Origin of the sequence: Acinetobacter sp. P1(2025), assembly GCF_051390655.1 — a bacterium.
Classification (GTDB): domain Bacteria; phylum Pseudomonadota; class Gammaproteobacteria; order Pseudomonadales; family Moraxellaceae; genus Acinetobacter; species Acinetobacter junii.
This window is the reverse complement of sequence record NZ_JBPKBJ010000015.1, coordinates 36479-57444: the sequence shown is the minus strand read 5'-3', so window position 1 is coordinate 57444 and position 20966 is coordinate 36479. Positions and strand designations below refer to the sequence as shown.

General features: G+C 35.8%; 23 protein-coding genes. 7 read left to right on the top strand and 16 right to left on the bottom strand.

Translation table 11 applies throughout. The features are described from left to right. A partial coding sequence (locus ACSC97_RS05940) for a MerR family DNA-binding transcriptional regulator (protein ID WP_436659867.1) occupies positions 1 to 126 on the bottom strand: 126 nt, incomplete at its 3' end. A gap of 314 nt (positions 127 to 440) precedes the next feature. Between ACSC97_RS05940 and ACSC97_RS05935 the strand changes: the two genes are divergently transcribed. After that, positions 441 to 905, top strand: a complete 465-nt coding sequence (locus tag ACSC97_RS05935) for a dUTP diphosphatase (RefSeq protein ID WP_436659865.1) — start codon at positions 441 to 443, stop codon at positions 903 to 905. 54 nt (positions 906 to 959) lie between these two features. Here ACSC97_RS05935 and ACSC97_RS05930 read toward each other — a convergent pair whose 3' ends face one another. Continuing rightward, positions 960 to 2984: an AAA family ATPase gene (locus tag ACSC97_RS05930; RefSeq protein ID WP_436659863.1), complete on the bottom strand. Its 2025-nt coding sequence runs from the start codon at positions 2982 to 2984 to the stop codon at positions 960 to 962. Beyond that, positions 2984 to 4402: a hypothetical protein gene (locus ACSC97_RS05925; protein WP_436659861.1), complete on the bottom strand. Its 1419-nt coding sequence runs from the start codon at positions 4400 to 4402 to the stop codon at positions 2984 to 2986. Before ACSC97_RS05925 ends, ACSC97_RS05930 begins: the two co-directional genes overlap by 1 nt. A 101-nt stretch (positions 4403 to 4503) precedes the next feature. On the opposite strand from ACSC97_RS05925, the gene ACSC97_RS05920 reads away from it, so the two are divergent. Then, complete coding sequence (locus ACSC97_RS05920) at positions 4504 to 5685, top strand: hypothetical protein (protein ID WP_436659859.1); 1182 nt, start codon at positions 4504 to 4506, stop codon at positions 5683 to 5685. 30 nt (positions 5686 to 5715) lie between these two features. Here the strand turns inward: ACSC97_RS05920 and ACSC97_RS05915 are convergent, their stop codons facing one another. The 5 genes from ACSC97_RS05915 to ACSC97_RS05895 form a co-directional block, all read right to left on the bottom strand. Next, a complete protein-coding gene (locus ACSC97_RS05915; RefSeq protein ID WP_436659857.1) occupies positions 5716 to 6261 on the bottom strand; it encodes a hypothetical protein in 546 nt (181 codons plus the stop codon). Between the two features lie 59 nt (positions 6262 to 6320). After that, a complete protein-coding gene (locus tag ACSC97_RS05910; RefSeq protein WP_436659855.1) occupies positions 6321 to 6680 on the bottom strand; it encodes a hypothetical protein in 360 nt (119 codons plus the stop codon). 56 nt (positions 6681 to 6736) lie between these two features. Continuing rightward, complete coding sequence (locus ACSC97_RS05905) at positions 6737 to 7432, bottom strand: thermonuclease family protein (protein WP_436659853.1); 696 nt, start codon at positions 7430 to 7432, stop codon at positions 6737 to 6739. Between the two features lie 163 nt (positions 7433 to 7595). Further along, positions 7596 to 7883, bottom strand: coding sequence for a hypothetical protein (locus tag ACSC97_RS05900; protein ID WP_436659851.1), 288 nt, complete (start codon positions 7881 to 7883; stop codon positions 7596 to 7598). Beyond that, on the bottom strand, positions 7883 to 8245 hold the full coding sequence (locus ACSC97_RS05895; protein WP_436659850.1) for a hypothetical protein: 363 nt from the start codon (positions 8243 to 8245) through the stop codon (positions 7883 to 7885). The genes ACSC97_RS05900 and ACSC97_RS05895 overlap by 1 nt, the downstream gene beginning before the upstream one ends. 155 nt (positions 8246 to 8400) lie before the next feature. On the opposite strand from ACSC97_RS05895, the gene ACSC97_RS05890 reads away from it, so the two are divergent. Then, positions 8401 to 9183 (top strand): hypothetical protein, encoded by a 783-nt coding sequence (locus tag ACSC97_RS05890; RefSeq protein ID WP_436659848.1) that lies wholly within the window; start codon positions 8401 to 8403, stop codon positions 9181 to 9183. Positions 9184 to 9229: 46 nt separating this feature from the next. Here the strand turns inward: ACSC97_RS05890 and ACSC97_RS05885 are convergent, their stop codons facing one another. Next, complete coding sequence (locus ACSC97_RS05885; protein ID WP_436659846.1) at positions 9230 to 10546, bottom strand: hypothetical protein; 1317 nt, start codon at positions 10544 to 10546, stop codon at positions 9230 to 9232. A 134-nt stretch (positions 10547 to 10680) separates the two neighbouring features. Continuing rightward, positions 10681 to 11445 (bottom strand): hypothetical protein, encoded by a 765-nt coding sequence (locus ACSC97_RS05880; protein ID WP_436659844.1) that lies wholly within the window; start codon positions 11443 to 11445, stop codon positions 10681 to 10683. A gap of 405 nt (positions 11446 to 11850) precedes the next feature. Here ACSC97_RS05880 and ACSC97_RS05875 point away from each other — a divergent pair, with 405 nt between their 5' ends. Continuing rightward, positions 11851 to 14013, top strand: coding sequence for a hypothetical protein (locus ACSC97_RS05875; protein ID WP_436659842.1), 2163 nt, complete (start codon positions 11851 to 11853; stop codon positions 14011 to 14013). 33 nt (positions 14014 to 14046) lie between these two features. On the opposite strand, the gene ACSC97_RS05870 is transcribed toward ACSC97_RS05875, so the two are convergent. Then, positions 14047 to 14604, bottom strand: coding sequence for a hypothetical protein (locus ACSC97_RS05870; protein WP_436659840.1), 558 nt, complete (start codon positions 14602 to 14604; stop codon positions 14047 to 14049). A 155-nt stretch (positions 14605 to 14759) separates the two neighbouring features. On the opposite strand from ACSC97_RS05870, the gene ACSC97_RS05865 reads away from it, so the two are divergent. Further along, positions 14760 to 15701 (top strand): hypothetical protein, encoded by a 942-nt coding sequence (locus ACSC97_RS05865; RefSeq protein ID WP_436659838.1) that lies wholly within the window; start codon positions 14760 to 14762, stop codon positions 15699 to 15701. A 44-nt stretch (positions 15702 to 15745) separates the two neighbouring features. On the opposite strand, the gene ACSC97_RS05860 is transcribed toward ACSC97_RS05865, so the two are convergent. The 5 genes from ACSC97_RS05860 to ACSC97_RS05840 all read right to left on the bottom strand — a co-directional run bounded on the left by ACSC97_RS05860 (position 15746) and on the right by ACSC97_RS05840 (position 19956). Beyond that, on the bottom strand, positions 15746 to 16654 hold the full coding sequence (locus ACSC97_RS05860) for a hypothetical protein (protein ID WP_436659836.1): 909 nt from the start codon (positions 16652 to 16654) through the stop codon (positions 15746 to 15748). A 35-nt stretch (positions 16655 to 16689) separates the two neighbouring features. Continuing rightward, positions 16690 to 17463 (bottom strand): hypothetical protein, encoded by a 774-nt coding sequence (locus ACSC97_RS05855; RefSeq protein WP_436659834.1) that lies wholly within the window; start codon positions 17461 to 17463, stop codon positions 16690 to 16692. Between the two features lie 21 nt (positions 17464 to 17484). Next, the gene (locus ACSC97_RS05850; RefSeq protein WP_436659832.1) at positions 17485 to 17841 is read right to left on the bottom strand and encodes a hypothetical protein; all 357 of its coding nucleotides are present in this window, start codon (positions 17839 to 17841) and stop codon (positions 17485 to 17487) included. Positions 17842 to 17942: 101 nt separating this feature from the next. Continuing rightward, positions 17943 to 18500, bottom strand: coding sequence for a hypothetical protein (locus tag ACSC97_RS05845; RefSeq protein WP_436659830.1), 558 nt, complete (start codon positions 18498 to 18500; stop codon positions 17943 to 17945). Between the two features lies 1 nt (position 18501). Beyond that, a complete protein-coding gene (locus tag ACSC97_RS05840) occupies positions 18502 to 19956 on the bottom strand; it encodes an SEL1-like repeat protein (RefSeq protein ID WP_436659828.1) in 1455 nt (484 codons plus the stop codon). A 109-nt stretch (positions 19957 to 20065) separates the two neighbouring features. On the opposite strand from ACSC97_RS05840, the gene ACSC97_RS05835 reads away from it, so the two are divergent. Beyond that, the gene (locus tag ACSC97_RS05835) at positions 20066 to 20428 is read left to right on the top strand and encodes a hypothetical protein (RefSeq protein WP_436659826.1); all 363 of its coding nucleotides are present in this window, start codon (positions 20066 to 20068) and stop codon (positions 20426 to 20428) included. 33 nt (positions 20429 to 20461) lie between these two features. Continuing rightward, positions 20462 to 20941, top strand: coding sequence for a hypothetical protein (locus tag ACSC97_RS05830; RefSeq protein ID WP_436659824.1), 480 nt, complete (start codon positions 20462 to 20464; stop codon positions 20939 to 20941). Positions 20942 to 20966: the final 25 nt, after the last annotated feature.

Below are 20966 nucleotides of genomic sequence, written 5' to 3'. Positions count from 1 at the left end.
ATATCGTCTATGATTTTTAGGGGTTCGATCTGCAACCAAAGTGCCTTCTTCATCCCAACGCCTTAATGTTTGAATGGAAACACCTAATGTTTTAGCTGCAACGCTAATGCTTACATATTTACTCATGTTGTATATAATAGTATAGAAATAAGTAGATTTCAATTAGCAGTTACAAACCCTAGCCCAATTATCTCTATGGGTATTTAATTGTAGAACTTGTATATCCATTATTAATTATTCCGCAAATCACCATAAGGTCATATTATACCAACAACTAACCAAAAAATACGGAACATTCAATAAACAAAATAGGCATATTCAATTAATCTTCAATAATGTTTCCTTAACTTTTCAATGGTTTTAATAATGTTTAATGTATAATGTAAAACACTTGTGATAATCAACTTTCGATATTATTCAACCTACCAACGGAACCAATAATGGATATTAAAATCAAACGTCTTAATGACAATGCAATCATCCCTAAGTATGCACATGAAAGTGATGCGGGATTAGATGTAACTGCAACATCTAAAAGCTATGATGATGCGGGTAACATTAGCTACGGAACAGGTCTAGCTCTTTCAATCCCTGCGGGTTATGCAGCATTTTTAATGCCTCGTTCAAGCATTAGCAAAAAAAACCTAGCATTGGCCAACAGCATTGGTTTGATTGATAGCGGTTATCGTGGTGAGGTTTTCTTTAAGTTTAAACCTGTGGCATCAATTTCACCTAAAAATGAAGGTGATGCTGTTGAATACATCTACAACGAAAATGAATATGAAGTCGGGGAGCGTATTGGCCAAATCCTGATTTTACCAATTCCAAAAATTAACTTTGTAGAAGTTGATGATCTTGATAGCTCGGATCGTGGCGAAGGTGGATTCGGTTCAACAGGCAAGTAGAACCTTAGACCATAAAAAAAGGCATATCGAAATATGCCTTTTTTTATACCCGCTTTAGCTTGCTGCTACTTGGGGCTTAGAGAGTGATGTTTTTTGATCAAGGACTGAACTATAAAGAGCTAACGCTTCATCAATATCAATCACATAATCATCCATTAACTTATCCACTAATGCATCAGTAAACCACTTATACAACTGCAATATAGACATTGTTTGGTTGTATAAATCTAGCGACTTGCGCTCAATTAAGCTTACTTGTGCTGTGCTTAAACCCTTTTGATCTAAAAGAACCGAATAGTTGATTTTTGCATCCTGATAAAAACCAACCTCACCAATCATCACTCTAAGAAGCTGACTGACCTTTTCAATATCATTATGCGCCCCTGCCGTTACTCCGACAGAACTATAATAGATTTCTTCATTCGCCATACCGCCGTAAAGTTGGGTAATTTCCGCTTCATATTCGCTTAGAGTATTAAGCTTTAGTTCCTTTTCTTTACTCAATACAAAACCAAGCGCATTGTATTTTGAGATAGATTCAGTCGAGATTTTAATAACATCAATCAACTCTTTAACCTTACTCAAATCATGTCCCGCTTGAGTAAGCGCATGATGAAGCTTCATTATAAAATGCCCCGCTTCATGTCGTGCGATCAACTTACGATGCTCGTAAAGATTTTCTGTTGTTTTACGATCTGCCAAACCAACAGTCACACGTTCAAATGCACGGAATAAAATAGAATTACTAACCAATGTATTTTCTTTGATCGCAATCAAGCTTGCCCGACTTAAGGTATTTTCCAACAAAGCGGGGCTTAAACCACTTGAGATAGAAGCGAGTTTAGATACATCCAAATCATGCTCTGTGGTGTTTTCATCCATTCTAGAAAGCAATCGAGAAATAATCTCTTTGCGTTCCTCAAAGTTTGGAAGTCGGAAGTTGATCTTCAACTGAAAGCGTCTAGACATTGCCTCATCCACTTTCATTTTGCTTTCATCCAAGTTGGAAGCAATGATCCAAATAATTTCACTTTTCGATGTGTTTACACCATCCAACAACGATAAGAGTGTATTGTTCGTTTCACGTTCCCATTTTTCAACACGACCACCTACCCGATCTTGTAACAGGTTTTCAGCTTCATCAAGGAAGATAATTGAGCGATCATGCTTTTCAGCTTCTTTAACAAGCTGTCTTAATGTTTTCGGCCCACCACCCACGTAACCTGTTTCCAATCCCGAACCTGACGCATAAATCAAAGGAATATTTAGGCTTTTAGCCAAACAGCGTGTGATCTTGGTCTTACCAACCCCTGCGGGGCCTGTAAGCATGACGTTAAAATTTTTCTTTACGTTATAACGCTGATACACATCTTGAAGTACGACCATTTCCTCAAGTTGGTTCAATTCAGACTTAATATCTTCCATACCAACCAAGTCATCCAAGTGATCTGTAATATCCTTTGGATGAACGATATTAAAGCTTGATCTAGTTTGGTTACGGAAAAAGATAAATCCGTAAAGCATCATCCCCATAAACATAAGGTTAAATAGAAATGATCCAATACCACCACCACCACGCTGAACATTAGGATTATCAATCTTTGTAAACGATTGTTCAGGCTTACCTTTAAGCTCAAGTAATTTAGGAACCAAGTCATAGCTAGGAACAAATTTAATATCAAGTTTTGTTTTTGGCTGTTCTTTGATGTATGTACCAATCACATTTTGATTAAATAACTCAAATTCCTCAATGCTAACCGACTTATACACATCAACTGTCGTTGCACCCTTATACTTCACCAAAATATCTTTGTTTGATGAATAACTCGGGGAAACAACAACAATCTTCTCAACCTTATCAAGATTCTCATCACGCAAAGAGAAAACAGATTTAACGACTTTTATTTTGTATATAGAATCACTAGCAGCTACTTTTGCAGTTTCCGAATAATTAAGCCATGAGGTATAAGCAATACCGCCGAATGAAATGATAAATCCCATGATCAGGATGCGTAGAGAATATTTGCTCTTGAATAATAAAAAGCCTAGCTTTCTAAGAAACTCTTTAATTTTATCCATTAGTTATAATCCTCAATCCGCTTCATCAAACCTAAACTTTCTGCTATCGCTACAAACCGTGAGTTCTCACGAACACTCAACGGCACATAATCAAATAAGTCTTTTTTCGCTTCAATTGCCTTGATGCACTGATCAACTGTTCTAGAATCCTGTGGGATTAGTTTTAATACCTGTGGAATCGTTTTAATAGCCAAATCATAAAGTTCTCGGCTCTGATACTGCTTAGGAATACTGAAAATCGCATGTGGATTCTGCAAGACAGCTTCACGACACAACACCTCGTTAATACTGTAGTCGGGCAAGTATTTAATTGCTTCACCATTCTGTTTAATAGCCACACTAGGGATCGTGTCATCACGATAGGGCTGCGGAACATGGCGCAATGCCAAACCATTATTAGCAACCGCCACATGATACATTTCATCTGTTTGCGTGATTTTAGGTGCAAACTGCAATGCCATACCATCAATCGCAACCGCTTTTAAGCATAGGACACGATCTCTAAACTCAACAGGCACACCACCTAGTAAAAGAGGGTTAGCCATAACCAATTTATACGCAAGATTGGCGTTAAAGATACTTTCAGGAACGTGATAAAGATGCTCATACCGAGCGATAAAATCAGCTAATTTAAACATCAATTCGTATGTAATTTTTTCAGTAGGAACAGCACTAAGAATTGATGAATCCTTTTTGATTGCCTCTAAGATTAAATGCTCATCCCATTCATCAGCAACCAACAAGCTAATAAGTTGCTTCGCCTCATCTTGCTTACATTGCTGTAAAGCACTATAGACGTAATGGTACGCAACCAAATCTTTTGGAAAGCCAACAAGTTCACGATAATTCTTAGCGAATGCTTTATCACAGCTTTCTTTATCACGCCATTTTTCAGGCAAACAATCCAATGAGAAAGAACTAGATTGAATCGCAATATCACACAACTCACGGTCAATCAGACCATCATCTAAGGCTCTTAAGATATATGGGTTTACCCCACATAAATACTCAATAAAGGCTCTATCAGCAGTTAGCACTTGTGGTAGATACACAACATTGTGATAGTTAATTTCGATAAATTTTATGCAGATATTTTTTGTTTTCAGCACATCATCAAAGAACTTCAATATAGGGGTCTTAATATTACTGTTCACCCATGCACTTCTTTCCGATGGGATTTCAGCCAACAGAGATGGGCTAATTTGACATGCAGCTAAACACGCAAAATTATCCTGACGAAACAACGGTAATTTTCTAAAGTTTTCAACATTCTTCACAATGGCATTTATTACAACATTATGAGTTATAAGTAATTCAGGCAAATTCTCAAGGCTTATAGAACTTTCTTCCAATTTTGAAATTATTTCATTCTCATAAGAAAACAACTCATTTATAAAATTCTCTAACCGATTCTGCATATTCTAATAAACCCATTTCTCTAAGAATAACCTATACCATTTATTTTAATCTCTTTATAATTAAATTAATATTTATTTATTTAAGATATTTGAGTTATTTAATGAAAAAGATATTGTTATGGGCTATCAATATAGGATTGGGGTATGCTGCGTCCTTATTGATTATAAAATATTTCTTAGGTTTAGATATTCAGTCATCATTATATTTAATACTTTTTCTTTGCGCTTGGAACACTTACGGCATATATATAGGCTCTAAATATGGCTATGAGGGGTTCTTTGCCTCTTGGTACGCACCATTCATTGCATTTGATATAAGAATCTGCGCTGCCCTTTTAGCTATTCTAAGCGTATTTGGAAGCCTTGTAATCAATAAGTCGGTAGCTTGGGATTTATCTTGGGCTATTGTTCCTCTTATGCCATTAGGACTTGTGCTACTCACTGTACTACCCTTTTTTAAAGGAACGCCGTACTTAAGATCAATCGCACTCTTATCAACTTTAGAGCTTTATTTAGTCCTAGCCCTTATTGTCTTTATCTTTAAGATCGAAAGCCCTGAACACGCTTTGTTTGAACCAAAATCGGCTGTACATTTAGCATTACTCGTATTCAACACCATTGCGATAACACTAATTACCGTGATAAATATTTTTGCCTTAAGAGGGTATGAGTTTTATCAAAAAATGAGTACCAATCAGGATTTAACAAGCAAATTAACACATAAAAGAAAACTGCAAATTGCGGTGCATGAAGCGGGACATGCAATTACTTACGCTTATTTCAATCCTACACCCGAACAACTAAATATATACCTCTATGAAAAAGCAATGAATATAAATAAGGATTCTTACGGCCTTGTCATTGGAAAAATCCCAAATCTAAAAACAAAAGATTTTCAAGAGTGGGAAATGCTTATGACTATTGCGGGAAATCGTAGTGAAATCTTAGTTTACGGACAACACATACAAGGCTCTGCATCCGATTTTGATAAATGGCAATCACTAGCTACAAACTTTTTACTTCAACATGAAATCGCATACACAGAGCAACCTAGCAGCCCTGCACAAATGCAAACAAACAAAATTCTAGAATCCAAGCTTTTCGAGCGACACACCAAAATTATCGACACCTTTCTAAAGAAAAATAAAAGCATTCTTATGGCGATAGCCAAGCAAGCAATGGTCTTTCATAGCCTAGAAAGCCACCACTTAAAAAAGCATTTTAGTAAGGTGGTTATAACCAATAAATTCCCAACCCAAGCGTCAAAAAGTTTTTTCAAATAAAAAAAATGCCTACTTTAAGTAGGCATTCTTTTAGGCTTCTTCTTCCCACTTTATTCTATTTTCCGAATCAAATTCAATAATATTATCGGAAACCAACCGTGCAATAACTTGATTGAGAGTATTGTCCTGAATACCCCCCGAAACAACAAAATGGTTCTTCAAAAAAGCCTCAAGCTTTACTTTATTTTTAGGCTTCGCTGTTTGTATTTTGGACTTTATCTCAACATAAGAAACGGAAACTCCCCTCTTTGACTTAAAGGAATCAACTTTAGGAGTATCGCCATTACCACTACCAACCTTTCGAGGTTCTTCACTTAGAATCAAATCCGAGCTTTTTTCCCGATCAACGTAAGTAGGCTCAATATTTAATTGCCCTAGTTGGTTTAGATGTTCCGAAGGAATGGTAATTTCAGGTTCGACTTCAACAGGAATAGGCTTGGAAGTAGGCTTAATATCAGTAATCGAAGGTGATAAGCCTGAACAGTTATTCATAATCAATGTGGCAAGCTGTAATTGCTGATCCTTACTAAACTGCACCTTGATGAACTCAAATAACTTAAAAACAGATTCAGACATTTTAAACTCCAACCATGCAATTAAATACAAAGCATGGTTTTACAACAATTCAGATAAAATCAGACAACAGCAGTTCTAAGCTTAAGGTTTTTTACGAAAGGAACCGCAAAAAAGGCATGTTGCACCAACCAAAAGATAAAGAATAAAACAAAGACACCAATATTCGTATAAAGCTTATCTATGTCATAACCAAAATGGTTGAGTACCCGATCTGAAACAAATGCCAAATCCAACATAAACAAGATAAATAAAATTAGAAACCCGATCTGATAAAGTGACAATTTCACAGAGCTATTTTTTGATACCGAGCGAAATACAGCCAAGAAAGCAACAACAGGTAAAAATACAAATACAGATGCAATTGAGGTTTTAACAATATTTTGAGAAAAAGCAGTTTCAGGGGTTTTGCTAAATATCATGCAAACAATGATCTCTAGTAAAAACAAAAAGATCATCCAATATTTTTTTAAAAAAATCATAACCCATCACCTTTTTTCTTTTTACGTTTTGGCAAAATAGAAATAGAAAAGCCTTTGTTATCAAACCAAAATATAAACACCCAAAGAGCAACACCAAAAATCAAACTAAAAACAAAAACCTGAACCCATAACGTAAAGGTGAATCTATGTTTTTCAGCATAAAAAGCTTTTTGATCTTTCTCATCAGTAACAGGAATACCCTGAACAATACAACTACTTAGCAATTGCGAAGCATCATCAGGAATTGATGAAAACAAGAAATGATAGTCGGGGTTCCATAACCCAATATTTGCCGAATGATTTTGAGCTTCAATATCTAAATATCGCTGCGTAGCTGCACTCTGATCAAAAATCCAAGCATAACCTGTCATTAAGAGGGTTTCATTTAGATTAATTCCGTTGCTATATACCTCACCGCTAATACAACGATCCCCAATCTTATTCTTAGTCACGACAGAAACATTGCGTCCAAGAAAAATATTCTCACCTACAATTTTTGCCTGATCATAAACACTTTGATTTGGAAAAGGTGTAAGCAATGAGCGCAAATTAACTTGTACTGTTTGCTTCCCTGTATCTACAGCTATTCGACCACCATCACCAACCTCAACAACCTTTCCTGAAAAATCAGCAAAAGAGGCTGTGGTAAGAAGCATAGCCAAAATCGGTACGAAAGATTTAATGATCTTCATAAACTCGTAAGCCAAGAGTTAATATTTAATTATTTATTCTATAAAATTTCCAAAAATAAAACATTATTTTTTTAAAAACATTTCAATAAAATTAATTAAAAAATGAATAAAAAAAATGAGGATCATTAATCCTCATTTAAAATAAATTAAAATAAATTAAAATTTATTTCCCCGATTTAAGTTTATCAAGGATACTTTGAGCCAATGTTTTAGCATCAACATCTTGGACGAACTGCATAGCATCCTCGCCCTTTTCCGCTAATTCATCCAAAATCAACCACACTAACGGCGTAGCTAATTTTGCGTCAAGCCAATAAGACAAAGCTAATGCATGTTCATCACTCAATTCAACATCGTAACTCAAACCAATAGCCTTACGTGGAGTTCGGTGACGAGAGTTATGCGTGTTATCTTTGCCTTTAACAACATTATTCAAATTTAACTCTTGCATCAAGCTTTCCCCTCTAAGGTAATTTTACGGAAAGACGACATTGCCTCTTGTCGAGAAAGACCAAAAGAAGCAGCAGCCCGAACATAACCGTTAATATCCAAATAACCATTACGGACTAATAACTCCGCAACCTCTTTGGAATCAGAGTTTTTCATCAAATAGGATAAAGCATCACCAACGTATGTGCGCCACGTAAAATCCAATTTAGATGAAGCAACTTCCAACCCACCTTTTTCACCCAAAACACGCTTAGATTCATTTGCTGAACGGAATGCATCAAGTAGATCAAGGCGTTTTTCATTAACATCACGCCCATCTAGAGAAATAAAACCACTCCAACTAACTTTCGCTCTTTCGATCATACGAATCACCTAAAACACTAATACTTTTAAGAATTATATAATATATACCACGTGAACGCAAATAAAAACTCGCTTTAGAGCCATTTCGCAATCTTGCTATAATGATTTTTTAAAAATAAAATAAATTGCATTAGAAGATTGGTTGATAAACAGTTATGAAGCATCAAAAGGGAAGTGCAATCATTGCAATAATATTGCTTTTTATTATTGTCTTAACTGTTTACCTGATTATGTACAAAATTAAGCACCCTAAAAACACCACAAGAAATGAGTACCAATCAGGGCAACAAAGTACACCGAGCAACAATCAACAACCCAATAACCAACAGCCCAACAATACAGCAGCAGATAACACACCTGTGATCCTTGAAGATGGTGAAATAATTAACCCTTTTTATCTCGGCCCAAATAATCTTCAAGGTATTCGTACAGAAAGAGAAGCTGCCAAAAACCAAGATACAGCTACTAGCAATAGCCCTACCCCTGATAGCGATCAGAATGCTATCAGCTACCACCAAGAAATAATTTTGCCAAATGGAAAACCGATCCCACTACAAAGCGGGTTAATCGGGGATATTCCTCAAAAATATAATAACGGTAGTATAAATATCAACATTAATAACAGTATGAGTAAATCAAACATTATCGTTTACTTGTATCACATGCGCCCACTCAACACCCCACCAAGTCAAAATGTAGAGGAATTATCGGCGGGAGCTTTGGTAAATTCAGGTGGGGATTTTAATTTTACAAACATGGAATCAGGGTTCTACCGTTTAAAATGGTATGTTCTATCAAACAAGAAATCCTACCAAAATAATGTTTTCTCGATTTATAAAGATAATAAATACAGCTATGACAGGGAATTTAGATTTAAGGAAACACCTGATAGTGACAAAGTAAGAGCAATGCAAATCAAAAATGATTTTCTAAAATAAAATAAAGCGAACATTGTTCGCTTTATTAATTTGTAGGCAAGGATTCTTAAGATTCCTTATTATTGGTCACATACCCAATCGCATCACTTAAAGCCAAACGTAGTAAGGACACAAATTCCGCTTTAGCTTTTTCCCCAAGCTTACCAATTAAGAACTCTCGATAATCACACCAATTTTTCAATGAGCGATCTAGGTAAACATTATAGATTTTTTGCTCACCCTCATTAATCACATAGACATGGTTAGCCAATCGACTTTCAAAGCTTTCAGAGCGATAAACCGCAATATTCACAGATGGGTTATTCGCACGTATTTCATTGTATATAGCTACCATATCTGCTTCATTCGGGACTGCTACAGTTTTAACACCTGTCGCTGAATGAATGGCATTTGCTGAAAGAAAGTCCGTTGCAATAAAAACCCACTTATCAGCTTCATCAATCTTGCTGCCGAATAATTTAAAGTTAGATAAACCACCGCCCGAAGATATATACAACTCATCATAGCACTTGTTGTTGTATGTACTTTTCACGGTATATGTTTCATTTGAATTTTCATTATCCGCATACTTGATCAGAATATCCCCTCTTTTCAAATAAAGCGGATTCTCATAAACATCCAATACCTCAATATTCTGATCCACGATGCGAACACCCTGTAAATCTTCATCAGTAATACCACTAAATAATTTAGCGTATGAGCAAAGGGTATCTTCCAAGACTTGCGAGTTCTCAAAAAGAATAGCTAAATTCGTTGTACGCTGTTCGCTGTCCATTCGCTCTAGATCAGAAAGGCTTACAGCACGACTTTTAGGCTTTGGGTTTGCTTCTTTTTCAGGAACAGAAGCTACCTGAACATCCTGTTTTGGTTGCTCAATCTCTTGCTCTTGAATTGGCTGTTCAATTTTTTGCTCTTGGATTGGCTGTGTGACAGGAGCAACGTCATCCTGAACATCAGGATCAACAACCCCACCTCTATCTTTAATAAAGTCTTTGATGCGACCAAGTTCATTTACAAAACCTTTTTCGCTTAAAGCTTTTTTTCTCGATTCCTTTAAAATTTCTTCTTGGCTTTTAGCAACTGTTTCAGGAGCATTATCAATCACAAAATCAGCAACTTTCAGCGTTGATTCCACAAACAAAGCATTGTGTGTAACCGAATCATACGCATACAAAGCAAGATGGCCCAAGTGATCAAATATATGATACATACCCTGCCAATACTCACGACTTTTATTGTTATTATCATCAGCCAATGGGATTGGTAAAAGCTCACCAAAAACAAGCTTAATGTTTGATGCATTAAAGACTGAATTAGCAAACTTCTCTTTAAAATACTCAATAGCTTCTGTTTTGATGTTCATTTTACGCACCCTTAAATCTCATTTAATATATAATATATACTATATACCACACCAAAGCAATAAAATATCTAAACTATCTTTATGATGCACATATAAAAAAACGGCTAAAAAGCCGTTTATAAAACACCATGATATTACAAAATTTCTTCTTTCCGATAAAGAACCATGTGATATACAAAGATAATAAAGCTAATGATCATCCCAACCAAGTAAATGTACGTCCACTTCTCAACATCATTCACATACGGATCATACTGCGAAAGCTCGGATTTTATAGAAGATGACTTATATATACTGTACATCACATCATCATCAAAGAATCCACTAAATGTTTGATCTTGCTCTATCATTAAATTTACAGCTTTAGCATCAGCATCAAGCGTTTCTTGATTAGTCGGAGTTGGCGCATCCAAATATTGTTGCAAACTTACTTGAGCATCCATGTATGCTTTTTCAGATTCACTTGATCTATTTTGTGCAATCAAGCTGTATGCTCGTTCATAATCAGCAGAGTAAATTGCCTCTTTGATATTCGATGAAGGTAAATAGCTATCTTCTAACTTTTGGATATAAGGGTAAAAACTAGAGATTGCTAGATAAGATAAAATCAGCACCACACCAAGAGCAAAGAGCCACATTTTTTCAAGCTGCGATATGTAGTTGGTAATAAAAACAAAGCAATAAAACAAGGCAATAATCAAAGTACCAACGATAAATACCGAGCTAAAAATATGAGTAAAATCAAAAAAGTAACTAACAACAATATTAGAATCAGCCCCGCTTGGGTCGTGTGCAAGGAACACAGGAAAAATGGCAACACTTGGCAATCTAAAAAGTTCAAACATAAATAGGAAAAAGATACCAAAGAACAATGTAGCTAATCTCAACCGATTAAACATTTGATCCGATAGAAAAGCCTTAAAGAAATTGAACTTACTCATATTAAAAAATAAATATTAGCTAATTATAAGATTAATATTAATCCAATATACATATTTTACAATACAAATTCATTTTAATTACATATAATAATTGTTTTATAAAACATTACGGCAAAGACGTAGTATATGATTGAGTTACTATTCCTATTATTTGATTACTTTTGCGTTTTTGGCTTCCTGTATTTTTTGTACAGCTTTGCCATAAAGCCATCTTTATCAGACAAAAGCTTTAGTGTATGGGTTGCTCTATCTCTTGCGATATTCTCTCTGCTAATATTAAAAATATCTAACTATCATGGAGTTACGCAACTATATTTCTTTGCCGACATGGTGATCATCTTTATATTTTGCGTAAAGATGTTTATGAGCAGTTTCAAACAAGACAAAGACCTGTCCTTTATTTCCTCAAAATCAAAGAATTTACAAAAGCTATCCACTGATAATTTTTTTAAATTAATTATTATTCTTTTAAAGCAGTACGGTTTTCAATCAATTAAGACATTAAATATTAAATCAGAAAGTACACTTAATCGCTTTGATAACTACCTACTCGCCCACCGAGAGGGATTGTTATACGAAATTAGGATTATCCCCTTTATTTCAAAAGTAACACAAAAGGATATAGATCAAATTGCAGATGCCTTTCGTGATTCAGCATCAAGTGCTGATATACGAGTTGTTTTCTGCACAGCAAAACCACAACCTGAAACAGCAACTTACATCAAAAATTCAGGAATTGATTTCAAATTTTTCGATCAAAATAAAATAATTGAGCTTATTTCCGTTGTCATACCAAGTGGCGAAAAAGGTGGATTCGCCAACTTCATTGCCGACAATATTGATAAAGTTGTAATGATATTAAGTGCTTTTAAAAACAGAATTGCGCCCAATAGACCTGTATCAACCATCGAAGTTGAAGCAAAAGCATTTAATGATCTAGATTCTTACGACACCACAACACCAACAACCAAACAAGAGGTAGAGCAAACCCCTACCACTAATCAATTGGAGTTAATTAAGGATATACCCGATCAAAAAGAAGATAAGTCAGGGGATGAAACTGAAACCAAGTCAGATGATGAAACTAAGTCGGGGGATGAAACTGAAACCAAGTCAGATGATGAAACTAAGTCGGGGGATGAAACTGAAACCAAGTCAGATGATGAAACTAAGTCAGATGATAAAGCTAAGTTAGATGATCTCTCAACAGAGGACACAAACTCACATGAAGTTGCAGATGATAAAATAAATGGCCAAGCTGTAAATGACTTTGACGATGATGAAGATGACACATCATTCTTAGATGATTATGTTCAAACAGCCAACAATTCTGACGATATGGATCAAGATGGCGGGGCAAGCATCAATACAGCAGACTTACTTAGCGAGTTAGATTCTTTGCCTGATGTATCAACTAAACCCGAAGATCAGGACAGCAGCAGTACCGAAGATGACATTCAAGCGGAATTGGATGCACAGAACCAAGTAACAATACCTGTTGAGGAAGCTGTAGAGCCTAAATCAGTTATTGAACCCGAAGATCAGCACAGCAGCAGCACTCAAGATGACATTCAAGCGGAATTGGATGCACAGAACCAAGTAACAATACCTGTTGAGGGAGCCGTAGAGCCTGAATTGGTTATTGAACCCGAAGATCAGCACAGCAGCAGCACTCAAGATGACATTCAAGCGGAATTGGATGCACAGAACCAAGTAACAATATCTGTTGAGGGAGCCGTAGAGCCTGAATTGGTTGTTGAACTCGAAGATCAGAACAGCAGCAGTACCGAAGATGACATTCAAGCGGAATTGGATGCACAGAACCAAGTAACAATACCTGTTGAGGAAGCTGTAGAGCCTAAATCAGTTATTGAACCCGAAGATCAGCACAGCAGCAGCACTCAAGATGACATTCAAGCGGAATTGGATGCACAGAACCAAGTAACAATACCTGTTGAGGGAGCCGTAGAGCCTGAATTGGTTATTGAACCCGAAGATCAGCACAGCAGCAGCACTCAAGATGACATTCAAGCGGAATTGGATGCACAGAACCAAGTAACAATACCTGTTGAGGGAGCCGTAGAGCCTGAATTGGTTATTGAACCCGAAGATCAGCACAGCAGCAGCACTCAAGATGACATTCAAGCGGAATTGGATGCACAGAACCAAGTAACGATACCTGTTGAGGAAGTTGTCGAGCCTGAATTGGTTATTGAACCCAAAGATCAGCACAGCAGCAGTACCGAAGATGACATTCAAGCGGAATTGGATGCACAGAACCAAGTAACGATACCTGTTGAGGAAGCTGTAGAGCCTGAATCTGCTACAGATAAGGATAAGTTTTTAGATGATTATGGCCAAGAAATCCAATCAGATATTGAAAAATTAATTCAAAATGATGTGACAACCCAAAACCTAAAAAAGTCTAAGAAACCCAAGAAACAAGAACATCAAAACTCACAAAGACTGAATGATGCAACTCAACTGTTCTCAAGTCGGTTAAGCCCAAGAAAAAAATTAAAATAAAAAAAAGGAAGCCTTATCGCTTCCTTTTTTTATTCATACTCTTTTCCGCTTTTTTTGAGATTTATTAACAACCTCTTGTTTTGCAGTTGGCTTTGGGATCGGGGCATCTTCTATGATGCCAAGTTTTTTTTGTTGCGCTAACTTTTTCTGTTCCTCATCCTTAAGCATTTGCTTTTCTAGCATACGTCTAGCAATTAAATGATCTTTCTCTAAACCCGCATAATTATTAATTAAGAAGTTATATAACCCTGTAGCCAAGACCGTAGCGTATGCTGTAATAATAAAAACAGTATTATCCCCTGCACTAGAGAAGCCATCAAATATTTTAAAAACAATACCTGAATACGCCAACCCCGAACCAAATCCATATAATCGTGAGTAATATCGCCCTAGATCATCCGTGCTAAAAAATGATTTAGCATGTAGCGACAAAACAATAAATACGCCCAAACCAATCATCCACCACAATATGAATGAAACGGACATTATCTCTGCTTTCTGCAATACAACGGCTATGGGTAAACTTACAGCAAAAGCTATGACAGCAGTTAGAAGTCTTTTTTTTGCAAAAAATGAAAGAAACTTATCCATAATAATAAACATTAAAAAAACATTTCAAAAAAGTATATCACAAAATAACAAATATCATTTTTATATTAAAACTGTTTTCAATCGAGGGATAACATTAAACAATTTCAAAATATGATATATTAACAGTTATTTATATTTTACTTTTGGATGCAAAGATGGGCGAAATTAAAAATCCTTACACGGTTTTAGGCATACCAAACTTTTCAGACTATGACGTTATTGAGGATGCCTATCAAAAGCAAATGGCTGCTTTTGATAACATTGTAAAAATAAGCAATAAACAATCAGAGAAGCTAACAGAGTTAATGGATGCTTACGACTTCCTGATTGACACCTTTAGAAAGGAAGAATTAGACAATAAATTAAAAGAAGAAAATAATCATCAAATAATGGTAAACACCCAAACACCTGACATTGAAGAAATATACGATGCTCCACAGGAAGAAAAAGTTGAGCCAAGCAAAGAAAAGAATATTGTATTAGAAAAAACCAATACAGGATTACGCCCATTCACAATGCTGATCTTAGCTGTAGTCACGCTATTTGCCGTGACATACATTTACAGCACATTGTTCGGGGATAAGCCCAAAGAGCAAGTAAAGGTCGAACAACCAAAACCTGTTGAGGCCCCGAAAGAGCCACAGCAAAACCCGATATTAGAACCCAATGTTAATGCCATGAAAGATGTGGTGAGATACCCAAGCCCAACCGCATTTAACGACCAACAAATGATCTACGACCCAAATGGGAATGTCTTTCCAACCGAAGCAACAGTGATCTCATCACTACCCTACAATGGTGATGGAACCCACACTATCGCTTTAAACAACCCAAGAGATACTGCTATCTTTGGTCGTGTTGTCGATCAGTATTCAGTCGGCATCCCTGTCGCTGTTTTACGACATTTTTACATACCGCCAAATCAAACACTTTATCTTTTTAATATCCCTGCGGGTAAAATTCAGATTCAGATTCTAACACTTAACAACCCAACCGCTTATGTTTCACCAACTTTCAATCTATCTCTTGGTGGAACAGAAACAACAAATCAAGTGGCTAATTGGGACTACCCTATTCAAGCATCTGAACTATTCTAAGACAAAAAAAAGACACATGCCTAAGCATTGGCATGTGTCTATAACTACGTGATATGTTTAAATATATAATCAATCTTTTCTAGACTTATCTTAAACATATTGGTTAATTTCTTTGATCCAAAAATAAAAGCAGCAAGAAATAAGAATAGAATTATCGCAAAAATAGAGAACCCGAAACTTAGTCCAACAAATAGTAAACACCACAAAAATATTGCTGCAAAAACCCCCGCAAGGACAATTGCCAAATAATAAATTGATCCAAATAAGTTTGAGTAAAAAGTGATTTTTTTCTCAATATAACCCTTTGACTGACCAACCCGACTTACCGTTGATGGAATATCCTTTAGCATCAAATCCCTTTCTAAGCTTGATGCTTTTTCTTTAACGAATAATGCTTCACTATCAACTCTTTTACTTAAGTCGGAGTATAAAGTTTGTAAGTTATTAACTGCACCCAACGCATTTTTGCATAGCAAATAAAATTTATATGCCTGTTTATCCGATTTAGCATCAGTATTAATAATAGAGGTAAAACACTCCATTGAATGTTCAGCTTCCTTATCAAAACCCTGAAATTGCTGAACCTCGCCTCTTAGCCTTGCACTCAATTTAAATAATAAATCCTTGAGTTCTTGCAGACTTGAGAAAGCTGAAATTTGATTAGCATGTTCCCAAACATGATCTTTATCAAAAAACTTAGTAACCACATCAACATTAGATAAAGCTATTTGCTTTTGTATTAACAGTTCATTGAACTTGGAGTTGTAATCGACTAACTTTTCGCTAGAACCATTAAACCGATCACCCAAAAAGGCTAACTTAAATAGCGTGTCTAATTCGGATTTATGATTAACAAAATATTGATCCAAAAAACGGTAGCTTTGGTTATCTTTGTTCAAAACATAATTTTTTTGTCGTTCAGCTAAATCACTAACAACCTTATTTCCACGCATATTAGTCACCAAAAATAAGACCTATCAAACACTAACTACTTAACATTAATCATGTTTTGTATTTTTTGAATATTATCATTCAACAGATTAAATGTATATTGCATACTATTTAGTGCATTTTCAATATCACTTTCATTTGTAGATAATGATGTATTTCCTTTCAACTCGGAATTATCAATATCCCTTTCTCTTTGGGAAATAATAATCGCCTGTTGCTTTTTAAGACCGATCCTTAATTCCAATGAAGGGATTAATATAAATGAAAAATTATCAATACTATCAAGTATCATATTATAACTTTCAAGAGATAATCCTGTCGAAACTATGGTTTGCTGCTGTAGCAAATATAACTTTCGGGCATTCATTAAAGTCCGATCCAAGTATTCACCCGCTTCTTTCTTTTCATCACCCTGAAACTGACCAACAATTTCTCTACGAACATCATCCTCAATAGATATTTTTCTATCAAGTTTTGTGTTCGCATCTTTAAGGGCAATCAGCAATTCAGAGATTTCAGAAATACGATCATTTGTCTGAAATTTAAAAAGCTTAAAGTCGGCCATACCTGCTTTAATTTCATCTAAATAACTTTGATACTGCTTGGCTTGATAATTAGCACCCATAATCTTAAAAAAGAAACCCTCTTTAAGAATAAACCTGCCTCGCTCCATCAATGAAGTTAATCGCTCAAGATGATGTTGGTAAGCCTTACCAAACTGCATCAGCAACAATCTAGATACTACCGAATCCACCTGATTGATTTCAGACAGGTAAATTTGATCAATTAGTTGCTTGTATCTTGTCACCATTAATGCAAACCCAAACAGGACTTAAGCCATAAGTACATCATTATTAACAATCACGGAATCAAAATCACCCTTATCATAAACTTTAAATAATTCCGCAACCACACTAAGGCGATAATCAATTAAGCAAATAACTTCATGCGTAGTCGCATTTACAACCTCAAAGCAACCAATAGATTCAACACATACTACATCAAGCCCCATTTTTTGAAGCAGAACCTCTGTAGCAAGAACCTTAGCTTGTTGCCCTCTGCCGACATAAGATTTCAAAGAAAAACTTTCCATCAACTCTGCGAAGTAATCCTCAACAGGCTTCCGCATGTATTTTTTATCATTTCGCTTAAGTTGCTTATATTCAGGATCAAAACGAAGTTGAGCCATAGGAAACTCCATATATTTATTTTGCATGAATAAAATATACCACACATGAGAAATATATACCACAACATACAAAATAAATATTTTGGGTTATTCGTTGTTTATTAAAAATTATTTAAGAGGTTATCAACCTGTGATTCAATAGCATTGTACTCGGTAGTCTTATTAGCCTTTACGAAAGACATAACTTTCTTTAATGAAACGGCGGTACTAGGAATCTTAAGCAAACAAGCTGAAAGGTAGTTCTTATAAAAGTAAGACATACCAAAAGCAAAATTAGAGGAATTTCTTGCAGCCACAACCATATTTTCACATGCAGCCAAGATGGAAATCGCAAAACAGAACTCGGCATTATTTAGTCGGGCGGTAGTTCCATCTTTATTAATAACAGAAATATTTTTCTGCCTATTCTGAATGTGCAAAATAGAGTTCTGATAAAACTGCCAATCCTCATTAACCTTGTTTTGAGTAGCCCCTATGCTCAACAAGACACACATCACCCCCATGTCCTGAACAAAAGACAATTGCTCTATAGTGGTGGTTTCTTGTCTAAGACCGTAATTAACAAGCCCTTGATGGTACTGTATTTCAAATCCTTTAAGATTGGCTATCTCACTATCAGATAGCGCAATCTTGGATAGGTTAAATCCCTTATTCAGCATGTTAAGATTTCTCTTTTATGTGTTTTCCACGCTCAAGTGATGTTTCAGAACGCCCCATATTGCGCCATAGGTTTTCCACTTTTTGAGCATTTGGATTGTCATAAGACTTTGCTTTTTCCATCCATTCATTTGCTTTGGTTAAATCTTTTGCATAACCATAGCCACCAACATAATAAGCATTTGCCAACATCAGCATTGCATCACTATCCTCTAACGCAATTGATTTATTTAAATACTCACGTGCTTTCTCATTATCTTTTTCAAAGCCATATTGACCTTGAGCGTAATATTCAACAACTTTGTTAATTGCGGGAGTATATTCATTATCGGCTGCAAACAAAGCAAGGCGTTTAGCCTCACCCTGATTTGGTGGTGTAAGCATATTTAAAGCATAAGCAGACGACAAATTAAATGCTGCCATTGGGTTGCCTTGAATAGCACCCATAGAAAGGTATTTTTTGGCTTTAACCAAGTCTTTCGGAATGACCTCGCCTTTCAGGTAAAGCATACCCAAGTTATTTTGAGCATTAGAGTAACCGTGATCAGCAGACTTGGTAAATAGATCAACAGCCTTAGCAGTATCAGCCTTGACGTTATAGCCCATTAGGTAAAGATACGCTAAAGAGTATTCAGCTTCGGGCCAACCCAATTTTGCTGATTTTTCCAAATACTCAAGTCCTTTGTCCTCATTGGTTTTAACCATATATCCATTTTGGTATGCCATGCTTAAGACATATAGAGCTTGAGGGTTATCGTTGTTAGCTGCTCGTTGAATCAAGGCAAAGGTTTTCTTCGCATTTGCAGTATCTTCTTCTGTATCTAAACCATCTTGTAGAAGATAAAGTAAAGCTAGTCGGTTGATTGCTGTTTCATCATTTGCATCAGCACCTTTCTGATAATACTGCTCTGCTTTTTTAATGTCAGGTGTAATGCCCTTACCTGTAGAATACATATCGCCTAGTGCAACCATAGCGGGCGCATAACCCTTTTCGGCTGACTTGCTATACATATCCAATGCGAGTTTGTTTTCTTCGGGCTGTGTACGATCAATCATAGCCAAGTTGCCTAAGTTAAAATAAGCAATTTCATCATCTTTGGCTGCTGCCTGATCAAAGAAGCGTTTGGCTCCCTCATAATCCTTATTTTTAATCTTAATTAGACCTAGAGCATTTAGTGCATCTACCGATCCAAGTTTTACTGCCTCTTGGTAATAATATTGAGCTTTCTTTAGGTCTGTTTTGCGACTACCACCCTCGTCATACATTGAACCCATTTGATAAAGCCCAAGCGCATTCGTTGTTTTTTTTGCCTCTTGTTGTTCTTGACTGTTCAACACATCAATAGTGATTGGATCATTATCTTTTGCGCTTGTTGTGTTGCTAGAAACTTGAGAGCTTAAAGGTGAGCATCCGATCAAACCAAAAAGACAAACCGTGATTAAAGATTTCTTGAACATGAGGATCATTACGTTAAAGTTAATTAAATATATAATACAATATTTAATTAATATTTTTCACTTTAATATTGTTATTGAAATATAATAAAAATAATATTAGGAGTATCTAATGATTAAGAAGATATATTTAATTCCATTAATATTTGCATTAAGTAATATTGCAAAAGCTAACGATATACCTGTTGGTAGTTTATTTACTCCAATAATCGACATTAACCCAAGTGAATACAATGGAACCACACCCAAAGACATTCATGTAAAATTGCTCATAAACACCAATGGGTTAATAGAACACATCTATTATCCTGAAAACATGCCGACAGAACTCATTAAGCGAGTAGATTCAACGGTAAAGACTGCACGGTTCACACCATACTACCGTGATGGCCAAGCTGTAAAAAGCATTGTTCCGTTCACAATTAAATTTCAACTCACAGACAACAGCGAAGAAGAAACACCGCAAGATCAATAAGATCAATCCGATTAAATCAACTAAAGGTTAATTATGCGTAAATTTATATTCATAGCACTTCCACTTATTGCTTTCAGCTTTCACACGGCGAATGCGAATGAAGCCCCAAGCCCTGAAACGAATAAAAATTTAGAGCTTCTAACCCAAGATGGTGATATTGAAGGGTACGACAATTACAAAGTCTTTTTAGATAAATCCTCTGTAAAGAAAGTAAAAAACAAAGTGTTATTTAACATGGTCGTTCAAGGTTTAGATGTGGATCGTGATAAGACGTATGAAACCAACAACACTACATCTAACGAAGATACTTTCGACATAAGTAACAACACAATGGTTGTAATCAACGATATTGATTGCAGTACCAAGAAGATCACGCCGTTAAAGTATCTCACTCGGGATATGAGAACAGGCGAAAGAACCGAAGTGAAGGCGCAAGAAAGCGATTATTCTGCCCCTAAAACAGAGGAAGATATTAAGTTTGTGGATAAGATACATCAGCTAGTTTGCAAGTAAAGAAACCATGTAAAAAGCCACTTTG